Annotated in this window: 21 protein-coding genes; 7 read left to right on the forward strand and 14 right to left on the reverse strand. The window is 72.3% G+C overall.

Annotated features, from left to right (window positions below):
- Positions 1–52: 52 nt before the first annotated feature.
- From FNH09_RS01180 to leuA, 3 genes are all read right to left on the reverse strand, one after another.
- A complete protein-coding gene (locus FNH09_RS01180) occupies positions 53–2,128 on the reverse strand; it encodes an MMPL family transporter (RefSeq protein WP_152884118.1) in 2,076 nt (691 codons plus the stop codon).
- A gap of 147 nt (positions 2,129–2,275) precedes the next feature.
- Positions 2,276–2,971, reverse strand: a complete 696-nt coding sequence (locus tag FNH09_RS01185; RefSeq protein WP_162467955.1) for a TerB family tellurite resistance protein — start codon at positions 2,969–2,971, stop codon at positions 2,276–2,278.
- 187 nt (positions 2,972–3,158) lie between these two features.
- A complete protein-coding gene (leuA, locus tag FNH09_RS01190) occupies positions 3,159–4,880 on the reverse strand; it encodes a 2-isopropylmalate synthase (protein ID WP_152884122.1) in 1,722 nt (573 codons plus the stop codon).
- Positions 4,881–5,212: 332 nt separating this feature from the next.
- Here leuA and FNH09_RS01200 point away from each other — a divergent pair, with 332 nt between their 5' ends.
- The 4 genes from FNH09_RS01200 to FNH09_RS01215 are packed head-to-tail and all read left to right on the forward strand — an operon-like array spanning position 5,213 to position 9,222.
- Complete coding sequence (locus tag FNH09_RS01200; protein WP_152884123.1) at positions 5,213–6,277, forward strand: M4 family metallopeptidase; 1,065 nt, start codon at positions 5,213–5,215, stop codon at positions 6,275–6,277.
- A gap of 21 nt (positions 6,278–6,298) precedes the next feature.
- Positions 6,299–6,565, forward strand: coding sequence for a protealysin inhibitor emfourin (locus tag FNH09_RS01205; protein ID WP_152884124.1), 267 nt, complete (start codon positions 6,299–6,301; stop codon positions 6,563–6,565).
- Between the two features lie 57 nt (positions 6,566–6,622).
- Positions 6,623–7,957, forward strand: coding sequence for a GH1 family beta-glucosidase (locus FNH09_RS01210; protein WP_152884125.1), 1,335 nt, complete (start codon positions 6,623–6,625; stop codon positions 7,955–7,957).
- A complete protein-coding gene (locus tag FNH09_RS01215) occupies positions 7,954–9,222 on the forward strand; it encodes an MFS transporter (protein ID WP_152884126.1) in 1,269 nt (422 codons plus the stop codon). Before FNH09_RS01210 ends, FNH09_RS01215 begins: the two co-directional genes overlap by 4 nt.
- Before the next feature lie 58 nt (positions 9,223–9,280).
- Here FNH09_RS01215 and era read toward each other — a convergent pair whose 3' ends face one another.
- Positions 9,281–10,243, reverse strand: coding sequence for a GTPase Era (era, locus tag FNH09_RS01220; protein WP_202919559.1), 963 nt, complete (start codon positions 10,241–10,243; stop codon positions 9,281–9,283).
- Between the two features lie 165 nt (positions 10,244–10,408).
- Between era and FNH09_RS01225 the strand changes: the two genes are divergently transcribed.
- Both FNH09_RS01225 and FNH09_RS01230 read left to right on the forward strand, forming a co-directional pair.
- A complete protein-coding gene (locus FNH09_RS01225; protein ID WP_162467956.1) occupies positions 10,409–11,743 on the forward strand; it encodes an ammonium transporter in 1,335 nt (444 codons plus the stop codon).
- The gene (locus FNH09_RS01230) at positions 11,740–12,078 is read left to right on the forward strand and encodes a P-II family nitrogen regulator (RefSeq protein WP_152884130.1); all 339 of its coding nucleotides are present in this window, start codon (positions 11,740–11,742) and stop codon (positions 12,076–12,078) included. The genes FNH09_RS01225 and FNH09_RS01230 overlap by 4 nt, the downstream gene beginning before the upstream one ends.
- Here FNH09_RS01230 and FNH09_RS01235 read toward each other — a convergent pair.
- From FNH09_RS01235 to FNH09_RS01280, 10 genes are all read right to left on the reverse strand, one after another.
- The gene (locus tag FNH09_RS01235; RefSeq protein WP_152884132.1) at positions 11,972–13,072 is read right to left on the reverse strand and encodes a WxL protein peptidoglycan domain-containing protein; all 1,101 of its coding nucleotides are present in this window, start codon (positions 13,070–13,072) and stop codon (positions 11,972–11,974) included. The genes FNH09_RS01230 and FNH09_RS01235 overlap by 107 nt on opposite strands.
- 233 nt (positions 13,073–13,305) lie before the next feature.
- Entirely contained in the window at positions 13,306–14,634 is a 1,329-nt protein-coding gene (locus FNH09_RS01240) for a WxL domain-containing protein (RefSeq protein WP_152884134.1), read from the reverse strand.
- Between the two features lie 147 nt (positions 14,635–14,781).
- Complete coding sequence (locus FNH09_RS01245; protein WP_152884136.1) at positions 14,782–15,135, reverse strand: cytidine/deoxycytidylate deaminase family protein; 354 nt, start codon at positions 15,133–15,135, stop codon at positions 14,782–14,784.
- 85 nt (positions 15,136–15,220) lie between these two features.
- The gene (locus FNH09_RS01250; protein WP_152884138.1) at positions 15,221–16,249 is read right to left on the reverse strand and encodes a S66 family peptidase; all 1,029 of its coding nucleotides are present in this window, start codon (positions 16,247–16,249) and stop codon (positions 15,221–15,223) included.
- 48 nt (positions 16,250–16,297) lie between these two features.
- On the reverse strand, positions 16,298–16,657 hold the full coding sequence (locus tag FNH09_RS01255; protein WP_162467957.1) for an MmcQ/YjbR family DNA-binding protein: 360 nt from the start codon (positions 16,655–16,657) through the stop codon (positions 16,298–16,300).
- The gene (locus FNH09_RS01260) at positions 16,654–17,964 is read right to left on the reverse strand and encodes a hemolysin family protein (RefSeq protein WP_152884140.1); all 1,311 of its coding nucleotides are present in this window, start codon (positions 17,962–17,964) and stop codon (positions 16,654–16,656) included. The genes FNH09_RS01255 and FNH09_RS01260 overlap by 4 nt, the downstream gene beginning before the upstream one ends.
- The gene (ybeY, locus tag FNH09_RS01265; protein WP_152884142.1) at positions 17,961–18,458 is read right to left on the reverse strand and encodes an rRNA maturation RNase YbeY; all 498 of its coding nucleotides are present in this window, start codon (positions 18,456–18,458) and stop codon (positions 17,961–17,963) included. Before ybeY ends, FNH09_RS01260 begins: the two co-directional genes overlap by 4 nt.
- A gap of 13 nt (positions 18,459–18,471) precedes the next feature.
- Positions 18,472–19,530 carry a PhoH family protein gene (locus FNH09_RS01270; protein WP_152884144.1) on the reverse strand — a complete coding sequence of 353 codons (1,059 nt, stop codon included), beginning with the start codon at positions 19,528–19,530 and terminating at the stop codon, positions 18,472–18,474.
- Between the two features lie 141 nt (positions 19,531–19,671).
- Positions 19,672–20,775, reverse strand: a complete 1,104-nt coding sequence (locus tag FNH09_RS01275) for a PfkB family carbohydrate kinase (RefSeq protein ID WP_162467963.1) — start codon at positions 20,773–20,775, stop codon at positions 19,672–19,674.
- Between the two features lie 247 nt (positions 20,776–21,022).
- Positions 21,023–22,318, reverse strand: coding sequence for an enolase C-terminal domain-like protein (locus tag FNH09_RS01280; protein ID WP_162467958.1), 1,296 nt, complete (start codon positions 22,316–22,318; stop codon positions 21,023–21,025).
- A 324-nt stretch (positions 22,319–22,642) separates the two neighbouring features.
- Here FNH09_RS01280 and FNH09_RS01285 point away from each other — a divergent pair.
- Positions 22,643–23,452, forward strand: an 810-nt coding sequence (locus FNH09_RS01285; protein ID WP_162467959.1) for an MFS transporter, incomplete at its 3' end; no start/stop codon positions are given.

Genomic DNA, 23,452 nt, shown 5'->3' on the forward strand with positions numbered 1-23,452 from the left:
GTTCATCTTCCGGTAGGAGGGCGCCCCTCCGGCAGGGAGGGGCGCCCCGGGCTCACACGGGCTCCGGCTGCCGCTCGGGCCGTACCGGCTCGGGTGTCCGCGACAGCGGGCCCGGCCACCACACCTTCCGGCCCAGTGCCACGCTCGCGCTGGTCACCAGATAGGTCCGCACGAGGAAGGTGTCCAGCAGCACGCCGACCGCGATCACGAAGCCCAGCTCGACGAGCTGCACCAGCCCCATGTTGGTCAGCACCGCGAAGGTCGCGGCGAGGACCAGGCCGGCCGAGGCGATCACCCCGCCCGTGGTGCGCAGCGCGGTCAGCGCGGCGGCGGCGGGTTCCGCGCCGCGCGTCGACTCCTCCCGCATCCGGTGCATGAGGAAGATGCCGTAGTCGACGCCGAGCGCCACCAGGAAGACGAAGGACAGCAGCCCGAGCCCCGGGTCCGTGCCGCCGAAGCCGAACAGCGGCCCGAACACCAGCCCGCCGATGCCGAGCGCCGCGCCCCACACCGCGACGACCGCGGCGACCAGCAGCAGCGGCGCGACGAGCGAGCGCAGCAGCAGGATCAGGATGAGCAGCACCGCGGCGAGGACGAGCGGTACGACGACCAGCCGGTCGCGGGCGTTGGTGTCGACGAGGTCGAGCTGCTGGGCGCTGGGGCCGCCGACGTAGGAGCCGGGCAGGGCGTGCCGCAGGTCCTCGATGGTCCGGGTCTCGGCCGCCGACTGGGGGGTGCCCTGCGCGGTGACGGAGATCTCGGTCCAGCCGTCCCCGGTGCGTCCCCGCTCGGCGTTGTCGACGCCGTGGACGTCGCGGACGGCGTCCAGGGTCGCGTCGGCGCGGCCTGCCGGGGTGATGACGGTGATCGGCTGGCTGGAGCGCTCGGGGAAGGCGCGGGCCAGGGTCTGGAGGGCGGCGACCGACTCGGGCCGGTCGACGAAGGCGTCCGACTGCTTGAGCCCGCCGGGCAGGTTCAGCGCCCCCAGGGCGAGCGCGCCGAGCAGGACGGCACCACCGGCCAGCACGGCCAGGGGGCGCCGGCCCGCCGAGGTGCCCATCGCGGCGAACAGCGACCGGCGAGCCTTGGGCGTGCTGCCGTAGGCGGGCACCAGCGGCCAGAACACGCGGCGCCCGAGGAGCACCAGGAGCGCGGGCAGCAGCGTCAGCATCGCCACGAGCGCGCACAGCACGCCCACCGTGCCGAGCGGGCCCATGCCTCGGCTGCTGTTGAGGTCGGCGGCGAGCAGGCACAGCAGTCCGGCGGCGACCGTCGCGGAGGAGGCGAGCACGGCGGGCCCGCAGCCGCGCAGGGCGGCCAGCATGGCGTCGTGGGGCCGCTCGTGGCGCCGTAGCTCCTCGCGGTAGCGGGAGACGAGCAGCAGCGCGTAGTCGGTGCCCGCGCCGAAGACGAGGATGGTCATGACGCCGGAGTTCTGTCCCGACACCGTCGTCCCGAAGGCCTGGTTGAGTCCGTAGGCGACTCCCGTGGACAGGAAGTCGGCGACGCCCGCGACGACGAGCGGCAGCAGCCACAGCACGGGGCTGCGGTAGATGAGGATCAGCAGCAGGGCCACGACGGCGACGGTCGTGTAGAGCAGCGGCCCGCCGAGCGAGGCGTAGACCCCGGCGGCGTCCGTGGCGAGCGCGCCCGGCCCGCCGACCTGGACGCTCAGCCCGTCCGCGCCGCGGGCGACCTCGCGCACGTCGTCGACGAGGGCGTCGCGCGCGTTCTCGTCGGTGCCGGGCTCGTTGCTGTCGACGGGGTACATCAGGGTGGTGCCGTCCGCGGAGGGCACGCCCCGCGGGGGCGCGGTCAGCGTGTGCCGTCCGGCGATCCGCTCGACCTGCTCCCCCGCGCGGGCCCGGTCGGCCGCGGTGAGTCCGCCGTCGCGGTGGTAGACCAGCACCAGTTCGGTGGTCTGGCCGCCCGGCAGCCGGTCCTGGATCCTGGCCACCCTGGTGGAGTCGGCGCTCGCGGGCAGGTAGTCGGTCACCCGGTTGTGCTGCACGTCGGCGAGTTTCGCCGCGAACGGTGCGACGGCCGCGAGCAGCCCGATCCACAGGGCGAGCACCGCCCAGGGCACGGCCCTCCGCCGTGTCCGCGTACTTGTCTCCCCAGCCCCCATGGAAAGGGCTCCCTCCGGTCCGGTCGTCTGTTGACGTCGTCCAGACTTCCGGGACGGGGAGCGGTTTTCGTCCGGCGTGGGAGCGAGCCGGGGCTTACTGCGGCGGGTGACCCGGGGCCGCCGTTACTCCCCCGGGAGTACGGCGTCCTACGACGGTGTCCTGGCCGCCGCCAGCAGACGGGTGACGTCGTCCGTGCAGATCGCCAGTGCCGCGCCCACGGTGACCAGGACGTCCCGTTCGGCGGGGGTGTAGGGGCCGTCGGCCAGGGCGATGCGGGCGCCCTGGAGCAGGATCGATTCGCGGCCGACGGCGGCGAGGTGCGGGGTGAGCGGGTCCAGGGCCTCGTGCAGCTCTATGGCCAGGCCGGCCCCGCAGGGCGGGCCGAGGACGCGCCCGGTGTCCGCGGCCAGGGCCTCGACGAGGGCGCCGAGCTGGTCCCGGGTGCAGTCCTCGAAGCCGGCCGCGCGGACCGTGGCCGCGGCCGCCTCCAGGGACGCGGGGGCGCAGGTGCCGCCGGCGGCCAGGACGGCGAGGGCGACGGTGTGGACGGCGTCGCGGAGCATCGCGGAGAAGCGGGTGGTGGTCGGGTGGTCCAGGACGTCGGCGCCGAAGTGGCGTCGGCAGGCCGCGCACTCGACGACCGGTCCGGTCTCGCCGCGCGGCAGCACGGGCACGCCGAGCAGGGTGAAGCGCCGGCGGCCGGTCAGCCGCTGGTAGTTGCGGTCGCCTCCGCAGCCGGGACAGAAGAACTCGCCGTCGCCGACGGGTGTCCATGAGGTGCGGGTGCCCAGGATGCGCGCAAACCTGGTGGCACGGCCGTCTTGTCCCCGGACTGGCAGCACGTCGCACCTCCGTAACCCCGCGGCAACATCGCCGCGCTTGCGTGATGTTAGCCACATCGGTGAGGTCGCGTCAGTACCCCGTACGAGACCTGTCCGTGACCTCTCCGGTCGGATGGCCGGTACACGACGGTGCCCCGACCGCCCGGGCGAGCGGTCGGGGCACCGAAAGGCCTCGTCGGAGGCGGTGTCAGCGGGTCGCGCGGTTGACGGCCGAGACGACCGCCTTCAGCGAGGCACGCGTGGTGTTGGCGTCGATGCCGATGCCCCACAGCACCTTGTCGCCGATCGCGCACTCGATGTACGAGGCGGCCTGGGCGGAGGCGCCCTCGCTCATCGTGTGCTCCTGGTAGTCGAGCAGGCGTACGTCGACGCCGATCGACTCCAGCGCGTTGAAGAAGGCCGAGATCGGACCGTTGCCGGAGCCGGTCAGGACGGTGTTCTCGCCGTCGACGGTGGCCTCCACGGTCAGCGTGTCCACGCCGTCGGTGTCGGTGGTCGACTGGCCGGTGCGGACCTGGATGCGGCCCCAGGGGTTCTGCGGGTTGGGCAGGTACTCGTCCTGGAAGACCGACCAGATGTCCGAGCCGGTGACCTCGCCGCCCTCGGCGTCCGTCTTCGCCTGGATGATCTTCGAGAACTCGATCTGCATCCGGCGCGGCAGGTCCAGCTTGTGGTCGTTCTTCAGGACGTAGGCGATACCGCCCTTGCCGGACTGCGAGTTGACGCGGATGACGGCCTCGTAGGAGCGGCCGACGTCCTTGGGGTCGATGGGCAGGTACGGGACCGCCCACTCGATGTCGTCGACGGTGACGCCCTTGGCCTTCGCCTCGGCCTCCATCGCGTCGAAGCCCTTCTTGATGGCGTCCTGGTGGGAGCCGGAGAAGGACGTGTAGACCAGGTCGCCCACGTACGGGTGGCGCGGGTGGACCTCCATCTGGTTGCAGTACTCCGCGGTGCGACGGATCTCGTCGATGTCGGAGAAGTCGATCTGCGGGTCGACGCCCTGGGAGAACAGGTTCATGCCCAGGGTGACCAGGTCGACGTTGCCGGTGCGCTCGCCCTGGCCGAACAGGCAGCCCTCGACGCGGTCGGCGCCGGCCATCAGTGCCAGCTCGGCGGCGGCGACGGCGGTGCCGCGGTCGTTGTGCGGGTGGACCGACAGGCAGACGTACTCGCGGCGGGTCAGGTTGCGGTGCATCCACTCGAACCGGTCGGCGTGCGTGGACGGCGTCGAACGCTCCACCGTGGCGGGCAGGTTGAGGATGATCTCGCGGCCCGGGCCGGGCTGCCAGACGTCCATGACCGCCTCGCAGACCTCCAGCGCGAAGTCCAGCTCGGTGTCGGTGAAGATCTCGGGGCTGTACTGGTAACCGAACTCGGTCTCGGGGCCCAGCAGCTTCTCCGCGTACTCCACGACCAGGCGGGTGCCGTCGACGGCGATCTGCTTGATGTCGTCCTTGGAGCCGCGGAAGACCACCCGGCGGAAGACCGGCGCGGTGGCGTTGTACAGGTGGACGGTGGCGCGCCTGGCGCCCTTCAGGGACTCCACCGTCCGCTCGATCAGGTCCTCGCGGGCCTGGGTCAGTACGGAGATCGTCACGTCGTCCGGGATCGCGCCCTCTTCCTCGATGATCGAGCGCACGAAGTCGAAGTCGGTCTGGCCGGAGGCCGGGAAGCCGACCTCGATCTCCTTGTATCCCATCTTGACCAGCTGGTCGAACATCCGGCGCTTGCGCTCGGGCGACATGGGGTCGATCAGTGCCTGGTTGCCGTCGCGCAGGTCGGTGGAGAGCCAGCGGGGGGCTGCGGTGATCCGCTGTGCCGGCCAGGTGCGGTCCTGGATGTCGACCTGCTCGTACCGGCCGTACTTGTGGATCGGCATGGAACTGGGCTGCTGGCGGTTGGCCATGGTGGCGTGGGCTCCTCGTGAAGGTGTCCTACAGGACGGCCGACGACGCAACGCCAAGCTCCGCGGGGAGGGGGTCGGCCTCGACTACAGGCCCTCGCCGCGGCAGCTAAGGAGAAGCAGCCCGAAACGCATGATGCTGCGCAGCCTAGCCGAGCCGCACCGATGGCGCGGGGGTGTTCCAGTATGCGGGACCGGATGGACGTAGGGAATGAAACGGACAAAAAGGTGTTCCATACCACTCCGTGACCAAGGCAAGGCCGTTTGTCCCTGTATTTCACCAATCATGGTTGCGGGTAGTGACATAGGGACAACACGGTGCGAAGGTGCCGGGCATGACGACACACGGGGGCTCCGAGCCCGTCTTCTGCACGATCGTCCCGCCGCACGTCCTCGACAAGCTCGCCCAGCACGAGGACCCCGCGCTCTCCGGTCCCGCCCGCCGCTCCCTGGAGCACGACGCCCTGGAGCGCACCCGCCGCCGGCTGACCACCGTGGTGGGCGCCCCGGCCGTCGCCGCGCCGGCCGCGACCGGCAAGCCGCACCGCACCCTCTACGACGCCCGCCACCACACGGACCTGCCCGGCCACAAGGTCCGCGGCGAGGACGGCCGGGCCGTCAAGGACGCCACCGTCAACCGCGCCTACGCGGGTCTGGGCGCCACCTTCGAGCTGTACCTCAGCGCCTACGGGCGCGACTCGATCGACGGCTCCGGCCTGCCGCTGGACGCGACCGTGCACTACGACCGGGACTACAACAACGCCTTCTGGAACGGCGAGCAGATGGTGTTCGGCGACGGGGACGGGGAGATCTTCCTCGACTTCACCCTCCCGGTGGACGTCATCGGCCACGAACTCACCCACGGCGTCACCCAGTACACCGCCAACCTCGCCTACTTCGACCAGTCGGGCGCCCTCAACGAGTCGCTGTCGGACGTCTTCGGCTCGCTCATCAAGCAGTACACGCTCGGCCAGACCGCCGCAGAGGCCGACTGGCTGATCGGCGCGGGCCTGCTCGCCCCCCGCGTCACCGGCACCGCGCTGCGCTCGATGAAGGCGCCCGGCACCGCGTACGACGACGACGTCCTCGGCAAGGACCCGCAGCCCGCGACGATGGACGGCTTCGTGCGCACCGGCCGCGACAACGGCGGCGTCCACATCAACTCCGGCATCCCCAACCACGCCTTCTACCTCGCCGCCACCGCCCTCGGCGGCCACGCCTGGGAGCGGGCCGGACAGATCTGGTACGACGTGCTGACCGGCGGCGAACTGAAGAAGGACGCGCTGTTCGCCGACTTCGCCACGCTCACCACGGCCGCGGCGCGGGCCCGCTACGGCGCGGGCGACGAACTCCAGGCCGTGCTGAAGGCCTGGGAACAGGTCGGGGTGCGCACGCTCTGATTCCGTACTAGACACAGACCCATGCGTATTCGGATCAGGCGCACGGGCGGGTTCGCGGGCATCGAACGGGTCGCCGAGGTGGACACCTCGGGGCGGCCCGACGCGCCCGAGTGGCATGCCCTGGCCGAGCAGGCACTGGCCGCGGGCCGGGGCAGGCCGACGAACGGGGTTCCGGACGGCTTCCACTACGAGATCACGGTGGACGGCCGCACGGTGCACGCGGCCGACCCCGGGCTCACCGAGGAACAGCGCACGCTTGTCTCCCGGGTTCTGAAGGAGGGCGCCTAGGCCCTGTCCCGGCCGCGGTTCGCGCAGGACCGTTGACTTCGGTTACCGGCGGTACCGATGATCCGGCGCATGGCGACTGAACCGCGCGCGGCCGCGCACCCGATCCCCCGCTTCCCCGACGGCTTCCTGTGGGGGGTGTCTACCTCGGCCCACCAGATCGAAGGGGCCGCGGACCGGCGCGGGGCGTCCGTGTGGGACGCCTTTTCCGCCGGGCCCGGACACATCAAGGACGGCTCCACCGCGGCGGTGGCCTGCGACCACTTCCACCGCTACCCCGAGGACGTGGCGCTCCTCCAGGACCTGGGCGTGGACGCGTACCGCTTCTCCATCTCCTGGCCCCGGGTGAACTCCCCCGGCGGCCTCGACTTCTACGACCGCCTGGTCGACGCCCTGTGCGCGGCCGGCGTACGGCCCGTGCCGACCCTGTTCCACTGGGACCTGCCGGTGGAACTGGACTGGCTGGACCGGGACACCGCGGAGCGGTTCGCCGAGTACACCTCGGTCGTCGCCGGCCGCCTCGGCGACCGCGTCAAGAAGTGGATCACTCTCAACGAGCCCGCCGAGCACACCCTGCTCGGCCACGCGCTCGGCGCGCACGCCCCGGGCAGGCAGCTCATGTTCGACGCCCTGCCGGTGGCCCACCACCAGCTCCTCGCCCACGGTCTGGCCGTACGGGCCCTGCGCGCGGCCGGGGCGGGCGACATCGGGATCGCCAACTCGCACGGCCCGACCTGGGCGGCCTCGGACCGCGACGAGGACGTGGCGGCGGCCGACTTCTACGACCTCCTGCTCAACCGGCTCTTCGCCGAGCCCGTCCTGCTGGGCCGCTACCCCGACGGCATCGGAGAGCTGATGCCCGGCGACGTCGAGGCCGACCTGAAGATCATCGGGGAGCCGGTCGACTGGTACGGGATCAACTACTACCAGCCGACCCGGGTGGGCGCCCCCGAGGGCTCGGAGATCGAGTTCGGCGGACTGACCCTGCCCGCCGAACTGCCCTTCACCGTCAAGGAACTGGAGGGCTACCCGGTCACCGACTTCGGCTGGGCGGTGGTGCCCGAGGGGCTCACCGAGCTGCTCACCACCTTCCGCGAGCGCTACGGCGACCGGCTCCCGCCCGTCGTCATCACCGAGAACGGCTGCTCGTACGAGGGCGTCGACGACCAGGAGCGGATCACCTTCCTGGACGGTCATGTCCGGGCGCTGCACCGGGCGTTGGAGCAGGGCGTCGACGTACGCGGCTACTTCGTCTGGTCGTTGATGGACAACTTCGAGTGGGCGGAGGGCTATCAGCGCCGCTTCGGGCTCGTGCACGTCGACTACGACACCCTGGAGCGGACCCCGAAGGCCTCGTACCACTGGCTGCGGGACGCCCTGCGGGCGCAGAGATGACCGCGGCCGACCCGGCCGTGCCGCTGCCCGCCCCCGCCCTCGCCGAGCCGGTCGAGCGGGTGGGGCGGGGCTGGACCTCGGCGCTCTCGCTCGCCAACGGGGCGATCTGGGTGGGCTGGTACGGCCCGCTCCAGATCCTGCTCGCCTCCCAGGCCGAGGACTTCGCGCCCGGCTCCGGCATGTCCAAGGAGACGATGCTGGCCTGGGTGACGGGCGCGGGCGCGGTCGTCTCGCTGGTCGCCAACCCGCTCTTCGGCGCGCTGTCCGACCGGACGACCGCGCGGTGGGGCCGGCGCACCCCGTGGATCGTGGCCGGAGCGGCCGGCGGCGCGCTGTCCCTGCTGCTCCTCGCGGGCGCGGGCGGGGTGTGGACGATGGCGGCGGGCTGGTGCCTGGTCCAGCTCACCCTCAACGCCGCGTTCGCCGCGGTCACCGCGGCCGTGCCCGACCGGGTGCCGCGCCTCCAGCGCGGCAGCGTGGGCGGCTGGCTGGGCGCGGCGCAGATCCTCGGCGTGGTCGGCGGCACGGGGCTGGCGACGGTGGCCGGGGGCACCGGCGGCGGGTACGCGGCGTGCGCGGTGTTCACCCTGGTGGGCGTCCTGCCGTACGTCCTGCGCCACCCGGACCTGCGGCTGCCGGTGTCGGCCCGGCCGCCCTGGTCGGGCCGGGAGTTCCTCGCGTCCTTCCGGCTGAGCCCGCGCGAACACCCCGACCTGGCGTGGGCCTGGCTGACCCGCTTCCTGATCAACCTCAGCAATGCGCTGGTGCTGCTGTACCTGCTCTACTACCTGCGGGACCGGCTGCACCTCGACGACCCCGAACAGGGCGTCCTCGTCCTGACCGCGGTGAACGGGATCACGCTCCTCGCCACCGTCGTGGTGGGCGGGGTCTGGTCGGACCGGCTGGGCCGCCGCAAGCCGTTCGTGATCTGGTCCGGGATCCTGATGGCGGTGGCCACGGCGGCACTGGCCTGCTGGCAGACCTGGCCCGGCGCGATCGCCGCCGCGGCCGTCCTCGGCATCGGCTTCGGCGTCTTCACCTCCGTCGACTTCGCCCTGATGACCGACGTCCTGCCGAAGGCCCTGGACCGCGGCAAGGACCTGGGCGTCATCAACATCGCCAACGCCCTGCCGCAGGTCGCGGCCCCGGTGCTGGCGGCACCGATCGTGACGTACCTGGGCGGCTACCGGATGCTCTACGCGGTGGCGGCGCTGATCGGGCTGGCGGGGGCGGTGCTGGTGGGACGGATCCGCGGGGTGGACTGAGCCGGGCGCGGCGGGTCGGCCCGGCCGGGTGCCCCCGCCGGGTCCGCCGCCTGCGGGCTCAGAAGCCGAGCTTGCGCAGCTGCCTGGGGTCGCGCTGCCAGTCCTTCGCCACCTTCACATGCAGGTCGAGGAAGACCGGCGTGCCCAGCAGCGCCTCGATCTGCTTGCGGGACTTGATGCCGACCTCCTTCAGGCGCTTGCCCTTGGGGCCGATGATGATCCCCTTCTGGCTGGGGCGCTCGATGTAGACGAAGGCGTGGATGTCGAGCAGGGGCTTGTCGGCGGGGCGGTCCTCGCGCGGCAGCATCTCCTCCACGACCACGGCGATGGAGTGCGGAAGCTCGTCCCGTACGCCCTCCAGCGCGGCCTCGCGGATCAGCTCCGCCACCATCACCTGCTCGGGCTCGTCCGTCAGGTCGCCCTCGGGGTAGAGCGCGGGCCCCTCCGGCAGCAGCGGGACGATGAGGTCGGCGAGCAGGTCGACCTGCTTGTCGGCGACCGCCGACACGGGGATGATCTCGGCCCACTCGAAGCCGAGCTCCGCGCCGAGCTGGTCGATCGCGATGAGCTGCTCCGCCAGCGCCTTGCCGTCGACCAGGTCGGTCTTGGTGACGATCGCGATCTTCGGCGTCTTCTTGATCGACGCCAGTTCCTTCGCGATGAAGCGGTCGCCGGGACCGAGCTTCTCGTTCGCCGGCAGGCAGAAGCCGATCACGTCGACCTCGGCCCAGGTCGTGCGCACGACGTCGTTGAGCCGCTCGCCGAGCAGGGTGCGCGGCTTGTGCAGGCCGGGGGTGTCCACCAGGATCAGCTGGGCGTCCGGCCGGTGCACGATGCCGCGCACCGTGTGCCGCGTGGTCTGCGGCTGGTTCGCCGTGATCGCCACCTTCTGGCCGACCAGAGCATTCGTGAGGGTGGACTTGCCCGCGTTGGGGCGGCCCACGAAGCAGGCGAAGCCGGCGCGGTGGGCGGCCTCGGCCGACTGTTCGGATGACGGGGTACGAACGCTCATGACGCCCATTCTCCCTGATCCACGAACCCCGGCTGCACGCGGCGCCGACCACCCCGCGGCAGTGAGCTCCCGGAAACCTCCCGGCAATAGGAAACTCCGCCGAAACACCCCTGTGCACAACCGGAAACGCCCACCGGTGACCCTCTGACGAGCCCCCATCCCGTTGGAGACACCGTGACCCTGGCCGCGCCCCTCTCCGCCCCTCTCGCCGAAGGGCGCATCGACACCGGCGACACCGCCTGGCTGCTCGCCGCCACCGCCCTCGTCCTGCTGATGACGCCGGGCCTGGCCCTGTTCTACGGCGGCATGGTCCGCACCAAGAGCGTCCTGAACATGCTGATGATGAGCTTCGTGTCGATCGCCCTGGTCACGGTGGTGTGGCTGGTCGCGGGCTACTCGCTCGCCTTCGGCGACGACATCGCGGGCGGCCTCCTCGGCGGGCTCGGCCACCTCGGCATGGCGGACCTGGGCCCCGACAGTGTCCGGGGGAGCGTGCCGACCCTGCTCTTCGCCACCTTCCAGCTCACCTTCGCGATCGTCACGGCCGCGCTGATCAGCGGCGCGGTCGCGGACCGGGTGAGGTTCGGGGCGTGGCTGGTGTTCGTCCCCGTCTGGGCGCTGCTCGTATACGTGCCCGTCGCCCACTGGGTGTGGGGCCCGGGCGGCTGGATCGTGGAGCACCTCGGCGCCCTCGACTTCGCCGGCGGGCTCCCCGTCGAGATCGCCTCCGGCGCGTCCGGCCTCGCCCTGTGTCTGGTGCTCGGCCCCCGGCTGGGCTTCAAGAAGGACGCGATGCGCCCGCACAACCTCCCGATGGTCATGATGGGCGCCGGTCTGCTCTGGTTCGGCTGGTTCGGCTTCAACGCGGGCTCCGCCCTGCACGCCGACGGGCTGGCCGCCGCCGTCCTGCTCAACACCCTCGCGGCCGGCGGCACCGGACTGCTCGGCTGGCTCTTCGTGGAGCAGCGGCGCGACGGCCACCCCACCACCCTGGGAGCCGCCTCCGGCGCGGTCGCGGGCCTGGTCGCCATCACCCCCTCCTGCGGCTCGGTCTCCCTGCTCGGCGCGCTGGCCGTCGGCCTCGCCGCCGGGGTCGTCTGCTCGTACGCCGTGAGCTGGAAGTTCCGGTTCGACTACGACGACTCCCTCGACGTCGTCGGGGTCCACCTGGTCGGCGGAGTCGTCGGCACCCTGCTCATCGGGGTGTTCGCCACCTCCCGGATGACCGGTGGCGTCGCGGGCCTGCTGGAGGGCGGCGGGCTCGGCCTGCTCGGCCGGCAGGCGGTGGCCGTGGCGGCCGTGGCGGCGTACGCGTTCACGGTGACGTACGGCATCGGCAGGCTGCTGGACCGGCTGCTCGGGTTCCGGGCCAGCGAGGAGCAGGAGCACACCGGACTGGACCTTACGGTGCACGCCGAGACGGCTTACGATCACGGGGTCCTGGGCCATGGCGCCCCGGTCGGCCACTCCGCCCTCCCCTCCGCGCAGAAGGTCAAGCCCCAGGCATGAAGCTCATCACCGCGATCGTCAAGCCCTACCGCCTCGACGAGGTCAAGACGGCTCTCCAGGAGCTCGGTGTGCACGGTCTGACCGTCACCGAGGCCAGCGGCTACGGCCGCCAGCGCGGACACACCGAGGTGTACCGGGGCGCCGAGTACCGGGTGGACCTGGTGCCCAAGGTCCGGATCGAGGTCGTCGTCGACGACGCCGAGTCCGACGCCGTCATCGACGCGGTCGTCAACGCGGCACGGACGGGGAAGATCGGCGACGGGAAGGTGTGGGCGACGCCGGTCGAGACGGTGGTGCGGGTTCGGACCGGCGAGCGCGGCCCCGACGCACTCTGACGAGGAGCACCCCGCCGACGACTCCGGCGGCGAACACCAGCGCCACCAGCAGCCACGGCAGCGCGAGGAACGAAGCGCTCGCCGACTCCCGGGTGCCCTGGGCGCTGGCGGTCAGGGTGACGTCGCCCCGGTCGAGCTGGGGCGCGCCGTGCCAGGGCTCGCTGAGCCGGACCCGCTGCCCCGGCAGCAGCTCGGCCGGGATCCTGGTCAGGGCGCGGCTGAGGAGCGTACGCCCGAACAGGCCACGGGCGGTCAGCTCCACCTTGGGGTCGAGGGTGACGTTGCCGGTGTTGCGCAGGGTGTAGGAGATCGTCGCCGTGCTGGCGCCGAGGCCCGGCACGAGCGGCTGGTGGTGGCTGATCCGGACGTCCTCGACGGAGATCGCGGGAAGGGCGGGCCCGCTCACCCGCAAGTAGACGCGGGCGCCGACGGCCCGCTGCACCCCGACGGCGAGCGATCCGGAGCCGGTGTCGACGCGTTCGTCGAGCGCCACGATGGCGCCGGGGTGGTCGCCCGGTTCGGCGTCCCGGGGCACCGTCAGCGTGACGGGCACGGTGACCGAGCCGTGGGCGGGCACGGTGACCCGGTCGCGCGCCGGCTTCGCCCAGGCGCCCACCCCCCGCATCCGCTCCTTCACCGTCCGCACGGCGAATCCTCCGTCGCGGGCGGTGTTGTAGGCGTCGGCCGCGTAGAGGCGGAAGGTCAGGGGCGTCCCGGTCCGGTTGGCGACGACGACCTTGTCCTCGACGGTCTGGCCGGGGTCCGCGGAGATGTAGAAGTAGGGGCGCGCTGCGGCGGCCGGGGAGGCCGGGTAGACGGACCAGCTGCCGTTGTCGGCGGCGTGCGCGGGTGCGGCCGTGACGGCCAGGAGGAGGCCCAGGAGCAGGCACAGCGGCAGGGACAGCGGCAGGGACAGCGGCAGGGACAGCCGGAGCGCCGGGAGCAGGGCGGCCGGCCGTGGGGCCGAGGACGGGTGCAGGTGCGGCTTGCGCATGGGTGCGGACCCCCCGCTGAGGTGATCGAGCCGGGACGGACGGGCCGACGCGCACCGGCCGAGACGACCGAGCCGGGACGGACAGGCCGGGACGGACGGGCCGAGGTGGACGGGCCGAGGTGGACGGGCCGAGGTGGACGGGCCGAGGTGGACGGGCCGAGGTGGACGGGCCGAGGTGGACGGGCGGGTGCGGACCCGTGGGGCTGGGGCGCCCGTCCTCCGGAAGGGTGCGGTCAGGTGAGCGTCAGCGTGAGAATGCCGGAGTACGTGCCCGGCGGGGTGAACGCCGGTACGTTCAGCGACAGTCCGGCGTCCACGGTGAACTCGCCGCCGGTGAGCGCGGAGTCGGGGGCGGCGGCCAGCGTCGCCCCCGAGGTGCCCACCGTGCCCGCCGAACCGGCCTGGCAGGTGCTCGGGCTGCCCGCCTTGGTGGCGCAGGCGGGGGTCCAGCTCAGCTTGCCGGCGTCGATCTTGGCGCCGGGGCCGGTGAAGTCGGTGACCTTGCCGGTCAGGGACCAGCCCGCGGGTCCGCCGCGGAAGTCCTTGACGGTCACCGTCTGGAGGGATCCGGCCGAGGCGCCGCCCTGGCCGAAGTCGACCGCCGACAGCTGCACCGCGTCCCCGGCCTGGGACATGGACAGCGTCCCCGCCCGGACCGTGGTGGTCAGCTTCTGACTGCCCTCGGGTACGGGCGTGTTGTCGACGACGACATAGGCGGCGGGTCCCGCGCCCTTGTCCGAGCTCCACGCGCCGCCCTCGTACGCCACGACCCCGGTGGTCGTCCTGTCGTTGACGACGAGCGGGCCGCTGAAGGCGCCCTGGGCGTCCGCGGTCACGGTCGCCGTGTCCGCGGTCTGGGCGGTTCCGGCCCGGCCGGCCAGGGTGACGGTCGCGCCCGGGGTGAAGTTGCTGCCGGTGACGGTGACGCTGTCACCGGGGTTGCCGGATGCCGAACCGAGCGTGATGGCACGGGTGTTGGGCTGGCTCACGTCCGTCGCGGTGATGGTCTCGGAGACCGGCGCGGGCGGGGTGATGACCGTGCAGGGGGTGTCCAGCTCCAGGATGTAGCTGGTGTGGATGTTGTAGTCGCCGGGCGAGAGCGTGATCGCGCCGGGCGCGGTGACCGTGAACGTGCCGGTCATGGAGAACGACGGGAAGGCGCCACGCCCCGGCACCGGGTCGTTCTTCTTCGGCCCGGCGACCGTGACGTTGCCGGTCTGCGCCCCGCCGAGGACGACCGTGCCGGTCGGCGTCATGATGTCGGCCGGCAGGGCGAGGTCGGTGGGGTTGCTCGCGGCGGCCGTGACCACCGTGTAGGTGACGGTGACGGTGTCGCCGACCTTGGGGCTGGTGTTGTCCACCGCGATGTTCGCGGTGGTGGTGCCGTCGATCGGCGGGAGGCCCGCGATCGCGGGCGGGATGCAGTGCGCGGCGAAGTCCACGTTCGTGGACGCGGCTCCGGCCGGGCAGGCGAGTGCGCCGCCCGCGGTGACCGCGAGCGCGGTCGCCCCGAGCAGCGACGCCCACCGGCGCCATAGGGATCTCCGGGGTTCTGGACCCATGCTTGCCCCCTCTGGGTGATGCGGGCGCAGCGGCTCGTCTGCGCCGACAGGGGGCCATTGATGTGCAGGCCGCGTGAGAAGTCAATGGAGACGCGGCAGGGAAACTGACGCTGCATCAGTTTCCTTGCCGCGTGGGCTCGTCCGGGCTCAGCCCGCGGTGACGGTCGCACGGACCGTGCCGTCCGGCGCGGCCACCAGTACCGGCGTCCCCGGTCCGCCCAGGTCCCGTACCGCCGCCCGGTCCTGCGCGGACGCGGACTCCGCCTCGGTCACCACCGCCGCCGCCTCCAGCGACTTCGCGCCGGATGCCACCGCCATGGCCACCGCAGTCTGGAGGGCGCTCAGCTTCAGGGAGTCGAGCTCGACGGTGCCGGCCACATACGTACGGCCGGTCTCGTCGCGTACGGCCGCCCCCTCGGGCACACCGTTGCGGGCGCGGGCGGACCGCGCCAGGGTGACGATCTTGCGGTCCTCGGGGTCGAGCGCGTTGCTGTCGGTCATGCCCCGAGCATACGAAGAACCGGACCGCTCCCCCGGCCACGGGGTACGTCCCTCCTCGCCGACGGCGCCGGGGTGCGCGCCGGACTCAGTCGAGGGTCTGGACGATCTCGCTGCGCGTGGCCGTGTGGACGAGCCTGCCGCGCGCTCCGTTCACCAGCGGCAGGTACGGCGGGACATGGCCGCACTCGACGTCGGCGACGATCGGCACGTTCAGCGGGCCGAGGGCGTCGAGGACCGCCTCGTGCTGGGTGAGCGTCCGGCCGTCCGGCGCCTTGGTCCGGCCGACGAGCACCGCGTTCGCCGCGTCGAAGAAGCCCGCCAGGCGCATCCCGTGCAGATTGCGGCAGATGGTGAAGGCGTTGTCCTCCGCCGCCTCGACGTACACCAGCAGCCCCTCCGGCGCCAGGTCGCGGGCGAAGGACCGGACGTCGAGATACGGCGTGCCCGCGAGGTTGACGAGGGTCTCGACGCAGCCGCCGATCAGCCTGCCCTCGACGTCCACGTCCCCTTCGCCGTCCAGCCGGGTCCATCCGCCCGCGGTGTCCAGGGTGAGTTCGCGGACGTCCGGGTGGGCGCGGTAGTCGTCCCAGCCGCTCGCGCGGTGGCGGCCCGGCGGGGTCTGGGCGAAGGGCTCGCCCTGGGGTGCGGCGACGATGTCCAGCCAGGACAGCAGACCGTCCGGCACCCGGTAGGGGGTGTCCATCAGGTTGTTGCCGTGCACGGTGGCGACGCGGGTCAGCAGGGTCAGGGGCGTCATCAGGGTGGACAGGTCGGAGAACCCGACCAGCCAGGTCGGCTCGGCCTCGCGCAGCCGGTCGAAGTCGAGCAGCGGCACCAGGTCGATCGCGGTCTCCCCGCCCCACGGCGGCACCACGGCCCGGATGCCGGGATCGGTCAGCATCCCCATCAGCTCGGCCGCCCGCTCGGCGGCCGGGGCGCTGACGTGTCCGGAGCCGTCCATGCACCGGCCGACGACCACCTCGTAGCCACGGGCCCGGAGATCGCGTACGGCCACCTCGAACCGCGCCGCGAGCTCCTTCGGGACCCCGCTGGAGGGCGAGGTGACGCCGATACGGTCACCGGGGCGCAGCGGGCGCGGATATCGAACAGACATGCGTGGATTCTGGCACGGCATCAGGACCGGCGGCAGGGGAACCGGGCGTCAGGGCCGGTCCAGGCGCAGCCGCTGTGCCCTGGGCAGGCCGGCCACCACCAGGTCGTACGAGTCCTCGACGAGCTCCCTGACCAGCCGGTCGGAGAGCCCGCCGTCGGCCGTGACGGTGTTCCAGTGGCGCTTGTTCATGTGGTACCCGGGGACGATCAGTCCGGGGTGCTCGTCCCGCAGCCGGACCGCGTCCTCCGGGTCGCACTTCAGGTTGACCGTCAGGGGCCGCGCGTCCAGGCCCGACAGGGCGAACATCTTTCCCAGGACCTTGAAGACGGAGGTCTCCGGATTGAACGGGAAGTCCTCCACGGTCGCGTTGAACGACAGGCACAGGGCGCGCAGCTCCTGGGGGGTCACTCCGGCTTCGTCTCCTTCTCGTCGCCCGGTCCGGCGACGCCCACCGGCTCCACCAGGACCGTCACGATCTTGTTCCGGCGCCCCGCGGAGGTCTCCGCGGTCAGCCGCAGCGCACGGCCGTCGGGGAGTTCGACCGCCGCCGAAGCCCCGGCGATGGGCACCCGGCCCAGCGCCTTGGCCAGCAGTCCGCCGACGGTCTCCACGTCCTCGTCGTCGTACTCCTCGAGGCCGTACAGCTCGCCGAGGTCGGTGATGTCCAGACGGGCGCTGACCCGGTGGCGGTCCTCGCCCAGCTCCACCACCGGCGGGATCTCCCGGTCGTACTCGTCGGTGATCTCGCCGACGATCTCCTCCAGGATGTCCTCGATGGTGACGATGCCCGCCGTGCCGCCGTACTCGTCGATGACGACGGCGACGTGGTTGCGGTCCTGCTGCATCTCGCGCAGCAGGTCGCCGGCGTTCTTGGTGTCGGGGACGAAGGCGGCGGGCCGCATGGCCGTCGAGACCAGCTCGCTCTCCGCGTCCCGGCTGATGTGCGTCTTGCGGACCAGGTCCTTCAGATACACGATCCCGACGATGTCGTCCTCGCTCTCGCCCGTGACGGGGATGCGCGAGAACCCGGACCGCAGGGCGAGCGTGAGGGCCTGCCGGATGGTCTTGAAGCGCTCGATGACGACGAGGTCGGTGCGCGGGACCATCACCTCCCGCACGAGCGTGTCGCCCAGTTCGAAGACCGAGTGCACCATGCGGCGCTCGTCGTCCTCGATCAGGGACTCCTTCTCGGCGAGGTCGACCAGCGCGCGCAGTTCGGCCTCGGAGGCGAACGGACCGCGCCTGAAGCCCTTGCCGGGGGTGAGCGCGTTGCCGATGAGGATCAGCAGCGAGGGGATCGGGCCCATGATCCGCGCGAGCGGCAGCAGGACGTACGCCGCCGCCGTCGCGGTGTTGAGGGGGTGCTGGCGGCCGATGGTGCGCGGGGAGACGCCGACGGCGACGTACGACACCAGGACCATGACGCCGATGGCGATCAGCAGGGCCTCGGCGGTGCTGCCGAACTCCTTCAGGCTGCCGTAGGCGACCAGCGCGGCCGCCGCCATCTCGCAGACGACCCTGACCAGCAGCGCCACGTTGAGGTAGCGGGTGGGGTCGGCGGCGACCTGGGACAGCTTCGCGCTGCCGCGGCGGCCGGACTTCACCGCCTCCTCGGCGCGGAAGCTGGAGACCCGCGCCAGGCCCGCCTCCGCGCAGGCGGCCAGCCAGGCGACGACGATCAGCGCGATCGCGCCGAGGACGAGTGGCGCACTCATGAAACGGTGGGAGCCGGAGACGGGCCGGTCAGGCCGTTCTCCGCACGCCAGCCGTCCACGATGGCGGCCTGGAGACCGAACATCTCGGCCTTCTCGTCGGGCTCCTCGTGGTCGTAGCCCAGCAGGTGCAGCACGCCGTGGACGGTGAGGAGCTGGAGCTCCTCGTCCATGGTGTGCTCCGTGGGCGCCTCCTTGCCCTGCCGTTCGGCGACCTCGGGGCAGAGCACGATGTCCCCGAGGAGGCCCTGCGGGGGCTCGTCGTCGTCCTTCGACGGCGGACGCAGCTCGTCCATCGGGAAGGACATGACGTCCGTGGGCCCCGGCAGGTCCATCCACTGGATGTGCAGCTGCTCCATGGCGTCGGCGTCCACGACGATCACCGAGAGCTCGGAGAGCGGGTGGATACGCATCCGCGCGAGCGCGTAGCGGGCGATGTCGAGGATCGCCTGCTCGTCGACCTCGGTTCCGGACTCGTTGTTGACGTCGATCGACATGGTGCTGACTTGTCTACTTCCGTTTGGTGCGGCCGCCCTTGTGGGTGCCGTTCTCCGTACCGTTCTCGCTGTCGTACTTCTCGTACGCGTCGACGATACGGCCGACCAGCCTATGCCGGACGACATCCTGGGACGACAGCCGGGAGAAGTGGACGTCGTCCAGCCCCTCCAGGATGTCCTGCACCTGCCGCAGGCCGGACTTGGTGCCGTTGGGAAGGTCGACCTGGGTCACGTCACCCGTGATCACGATCTTCGAGTCGAAGCCGAGCCGGGTGAGGAACATCTTCATCTGCTCGGGGCTCGTGTTCTGGGCCTCGTCCAGGATGATGAAGGCGTCGTTGAGCGTACGGCCGCGCATGTACGCCAGCGGCGCGACCTCGATCGTCCCCGCGGCCATCAGCCTCGGGATCGAGTCCGGGTCGAGCATGTCGTGCAGCGCGTCGTACAGCGGACGCAGATAAGGGTCGATCTTCTCGTACAGCGTGCCGGGCAGGAAGCCGAGGCGTTCGCCGGCCTCCACCGCGGGGCGGGTCAGGATGATGCGGTTGACCTGCTTGGACTGGAGCGCCTGCACGGCCTTGGCCATGGCGAGATAGGTCTTGCCGGTGCCCGCGGGACCGATGCCGAAGACGATCGTGTGCTTGTCGATCGCGTCGACGTACCGCTTCTGGTTGAGGGTCTTGGGGCGGATCGTGCGGCCCCGCGAGGACAGGATGTTCTGCGTCAGCACCTCGGCCGGGGTCTCCTGGCCGTCGCTCGTCCCGTTCTCGCTCGCCCTCAGCATGGCGATCGAGCGTTCCACTGCGTCCTCCGTCATCGGCTGCCCGGTGCGGAGCACCAGCATCATCTCGTCGAACAGGCGCTGGACGAGGGCGACTTCACGCCCGTCGCCGACCGCGCTGATCTCGTTGCCCCGGACGTGGATGTCGGCCGCCGGGAAGGCCTTCTCGATCACGCGCAACAGGGAGTCGCCGGATCCCAGTACGGTCACCATGGGGTGCTGCGCGGGAACGGTGAACTGTGCTCTCGCCTGCCCCTGAGCAGGGGTGCGAGCTGTGGGTGTCTGAGTCATGGGCCGGCTCTGTAGGCCTGCGGTTCCTCCTCGTCAGGGCCGCGTAGCTGAGGGCGGCCTCGCGATTCCAAGGGTACGACGGGGCACCCTCAACGCCGTAGGGCTTTTCGGCACCGCGGTCCCAGGGGCACCGCCCGCCGCTCACGCCGAGCGCCCGAACCCGATCGTCGGCACCGCCCGGCGCAGCGGCCAGGGCCTGACCCGCTCCTCCCCCGGCACCAGTCGGTCCAGGAACGCGTACCGCCGCAGCGCGGCCGGATCCTGCTCCTCGACCGACTGCACCCGGCGCCACCAGGCCGCGATCTCCGCCCAGCCGGGCGCCGACAGGGAGCCGCCGAACTCCTGGACGGAGAGGGCGGCGGTCAGACCGGCGAAGGCCAGCCGGTCGGCGAGCGGCCAGCCCGCCAGGGTGCCGGTGACGAAGCCCGCCACGAAGACGTCGCCGGCGCCGGTCGGGTCGAGGGCCTCGACGGCGATCGCCGGGACCTCGGCGCTCTCGCCGGTACGCCGGTCGACCGCGTACGCGCCGTCCGCGCCGAGGGTGACGACGGCGAGCGGCACGTGCGCGGTGAGGGCGTGGGCGGCGGCGCGGGGGCAGTCGGCGCCGGTGTAGCGCATGGCTTCCTCGGCGTTGGGCAGGAACGCCTCGCAGTGCGCGAGGTCGGCGAGGCCCGCCAGGTCCCAGGCACCGGTGTCGTCCCAGCCGACGTCGGCGAAGATCCGGGTGCCGGCGCGGGCGGCCTCGGCGATCCAGGGGGCGACCCGCCCGGGCGTGAGGGAGGCGACGGCGGCCCGCGCCCGCGGGGCGTGCTCGGGAGCGCTCTCCTCGGGGGGCGGCTCGTGGCCGTGCGAGACCATGGTGCGCTCGCCCTCGTAGGCCATGGAGACGGTGACCGAGGAGTGCCAGCCGGGGACCGTGCGGGACGGCGTGAGGTCGATGCCCTCGCCCTGCTCCAGGGCGTCCCAGCAGTACTCGCCGTAGTGGTCGTCGCCGAAGGCGGCCGCCAGGGACGTGCGCAGGCCGAGACGGGCCAGCGCGGTGGCCATGTTGGCGACGCCGCCGGGGCTCGATCCCATCCCGCGCGCCCAGGACTCGGTGCCGCGCACCGGGGCGGAGTCGAGCCCGGTGAAGATGATGTCGAGGAACACGTCGCCGGTGAGATACACGTCCCAGGGCGGATCGTCGGGGGTGCGCAGGGCGGCCAGCGGATCGATGTGGGCCTGCCACTGCGGGCCCGGGGTGATGGGCGACGGTCCCTTTCCGTCATAGGCGTCGTACGCGATCACGGGGTACTCCCTGGCGTGGTGCGGATCTGGCCAGTGTGCACCACGCCACCGACAAAGCGCCGTGCGTCACGTCCGGCCCGCCGTCGCGCCGCGGACCGGCCCGCGACCGCCCCGCCCGGCCGCCCCGCGTGCCTCGACCCGCCCCGCCGGCCGTCACCGGCGGGCAACCGCCGGGGTCGTCACCGGCGGGGGACGGACGGCGTCGTCACCAGCGAGGCACGGACGGGGTGACCCAGTGCGGGTCGACGGCGCGCATCGCGGCGGCGTCGTCGCGCTCGCGCAGCCCGCCGTCGTCGTCGAGCCAGCGCCGGTGCAGGAACTCCAGCCGTTCGCGGTCGAGGGTGACGCCCAGGCCCGGGGCGTCCGGGACGGCGACCCGGCCGTCGTCGAAGACGAGGCGCTCGGTGAGGACGTCCTCCGACTGCCAGGGGTAGTGGGAGTCGCAGGCGTGATGCAGGTCCGGGACGGTGGCCGCGACATGGGTCATGGCGGCCAGGCTGATTCCCAGGTGGGTGTTGGAGTGCATGGAGATCCCGACGCCGAAGGTGCGGCAGACGGCGGCGAGCTCCCGGGTGTTGCGCAGACCGCCCCAGTAGTGGTGGTCGGACAGGACGACCTGCACGGCGCCCCCGGCGAACGCCTGCGGGATCTCGGCGAAGGTCGTCACGCACATGTTGGTGGCCAGCGGCACCCCGGTGCGGGCGGCGACCTCGGCCATGGCGGGGGTGCCGAGCGCGGGGTCCTCCAGGTACTCCAGGAGGTCGCCGATCTCCTCGGCCACCCGCAGCGAGGTCGCCACGCTCCAGGCGCCGTTGGGGTCCAGTCGCAGCGGATGCCCCGGGAACGCCTCGGCGAGGGCGCGCACGGCGGCGATCTCCTGGTCCGGCGGGAAGACACCGCCCTTGAGCTTGAAGGAGGTGAAGCCGTGGAGCTCGGTGAACCGGCGCGCCTGCTCGACGATCCCGGCCGGGTCGAGCGCGGCCCCCCAGTCGTCCTTCTCGCCGGCCGCGCCTTCGGGATGGGCGGCCCACTTGTAGAAGAGGTACGCGCTGTACTCGACCGCGTCGCGGACCTTGCCGCCGAGCAGGGCGTGCACGGGCAGACCGAGGGCCTTGCCGAGGGCGTCGAGGCAGGCGACCTCGAAGGCGGAGACGACGGACAGGCGCAGCTTGTCGGCGGTCTGCACGCCCCGCAGCCCGCCGACGTCGACCCGGCCGGAGGTGCGGGAGTCGTCGACGGCGACCTCGTCGGCGAGCGGGAACAGCGCGTTCAGGTCGCTGACCCGGCGGCCGACGAGACGGTCGGCGAACGGCCGGGCGAGTTCCAGGTACTTGGTGTCGCCGTAGGTCTCGCCGAGTCCGGTGACGCCGTCGGCGGTGACGATCTCGACGATCAGTCGGGGGGTGTAGGGCTGGTGCACGCCCTGGGTGTTCAGCAGCGGCGGATCGGCCACCAGGATCGGGGTCAGCCGTACCTCGGTGATGGTCAGGTCGCGGGTCACGGGGTGGCTCCTCCGAGGTCGGGTCCGGTGGTCGGCCGGGTGGGCGGGGCAGCCATCGGAACATCATCTACATATGAAAATGAAGGTTAGATACGCGAACGGATACCGTCAACGACGCCGTCTCACACCCCCCCCTCGCGACACCCCTCGTGAAGCCCTCTCATGACGCCTCGTCATGAAACGGGACGTTCCTCACATCTCATCGCGAACCCTTCTTCTCGAACGGCGCTTTTGATACAAATTGCCCGCACGTTCCCGTCAGTCGACGGTCGTCGCACCCCTCCCCGCCTTGAGCCGCTCCTTTCGCATGCCCCGGGAACGCCCGTGTCCGCGCCTCGCACCAGCACCTGGCCCCTCGTCGCCCTTTTCACGGCCGGTTATCTCGCCCCGTACCTGCTGCCCACCCTGGTCGGCAGACTGGACTCGGGGCTGCCCCTGTCGACCACCCAGGCCGGGGCGGTCGGCAGCGTCCTGCTGCTGAGTTCGGCCTCCGCCGGATTCCTTCTCGCCTCGCGCGTGGACCGGATCGGGGCGCGGCGGCTGGCCCGGGCCGGCCTCGTCCTCGCCGCGCTCGGCTACGGCGTCGCGGCGCTCACCGGAGTCGTACCGGCCGTCGTGCTCGGCGCGCTGCTGGGCGGGTTCGGCTCCGGCACGGTCACCGCGGTGGCCGCCACCCGGATCGCCACGCAGCCCGACCCGCACCGCGCCTCGACCCTCGGTCTGCTCGGCGTCTCCGGGCTCGCCGGGCTCCTCTATCTCACGCTGCCGCACCTCGGCGCGGGGCACGGTCAGCCGCTGGCCGCGCTCGCCCTGACCGCGCTCGCCGTCTGGCCCCTGACGGGCCGTCTTCCGGCACCCACGGCCGCCGCCCGGACCCCTCGGCGGCAGCCGACCCCGCGGCAGCGGGCCCGGCTGCCGCGGCCGTGCCCCGGTCTCGTGCTGGTCTCGGTGATCCCCTGCTGGTCCCTGGTGCAGAACTCGCTGTGGGGGGTCAGCGGCCGCATAGGACTGACCCAGGCGCAGCTCACCGAGACGGCCGTCGGCGTGGTCTTCGCCGTCGCGCTCGGGGCGGCGCTGCTGGGGGTGCTGGGCGCGCGGGCGCTGGGGTCGCGGCTGGGGCGGGCGCTGCCGATC

This window comes from Streptomyces adustus (assembly GCF_009377175.1).
Taxonomy (GTDB): Bacteria; Actinomycetota; Actinomycetes; order Streptomycetales; family Streptomycetaceae; genus Streptomyces; species Streptomyces adustus.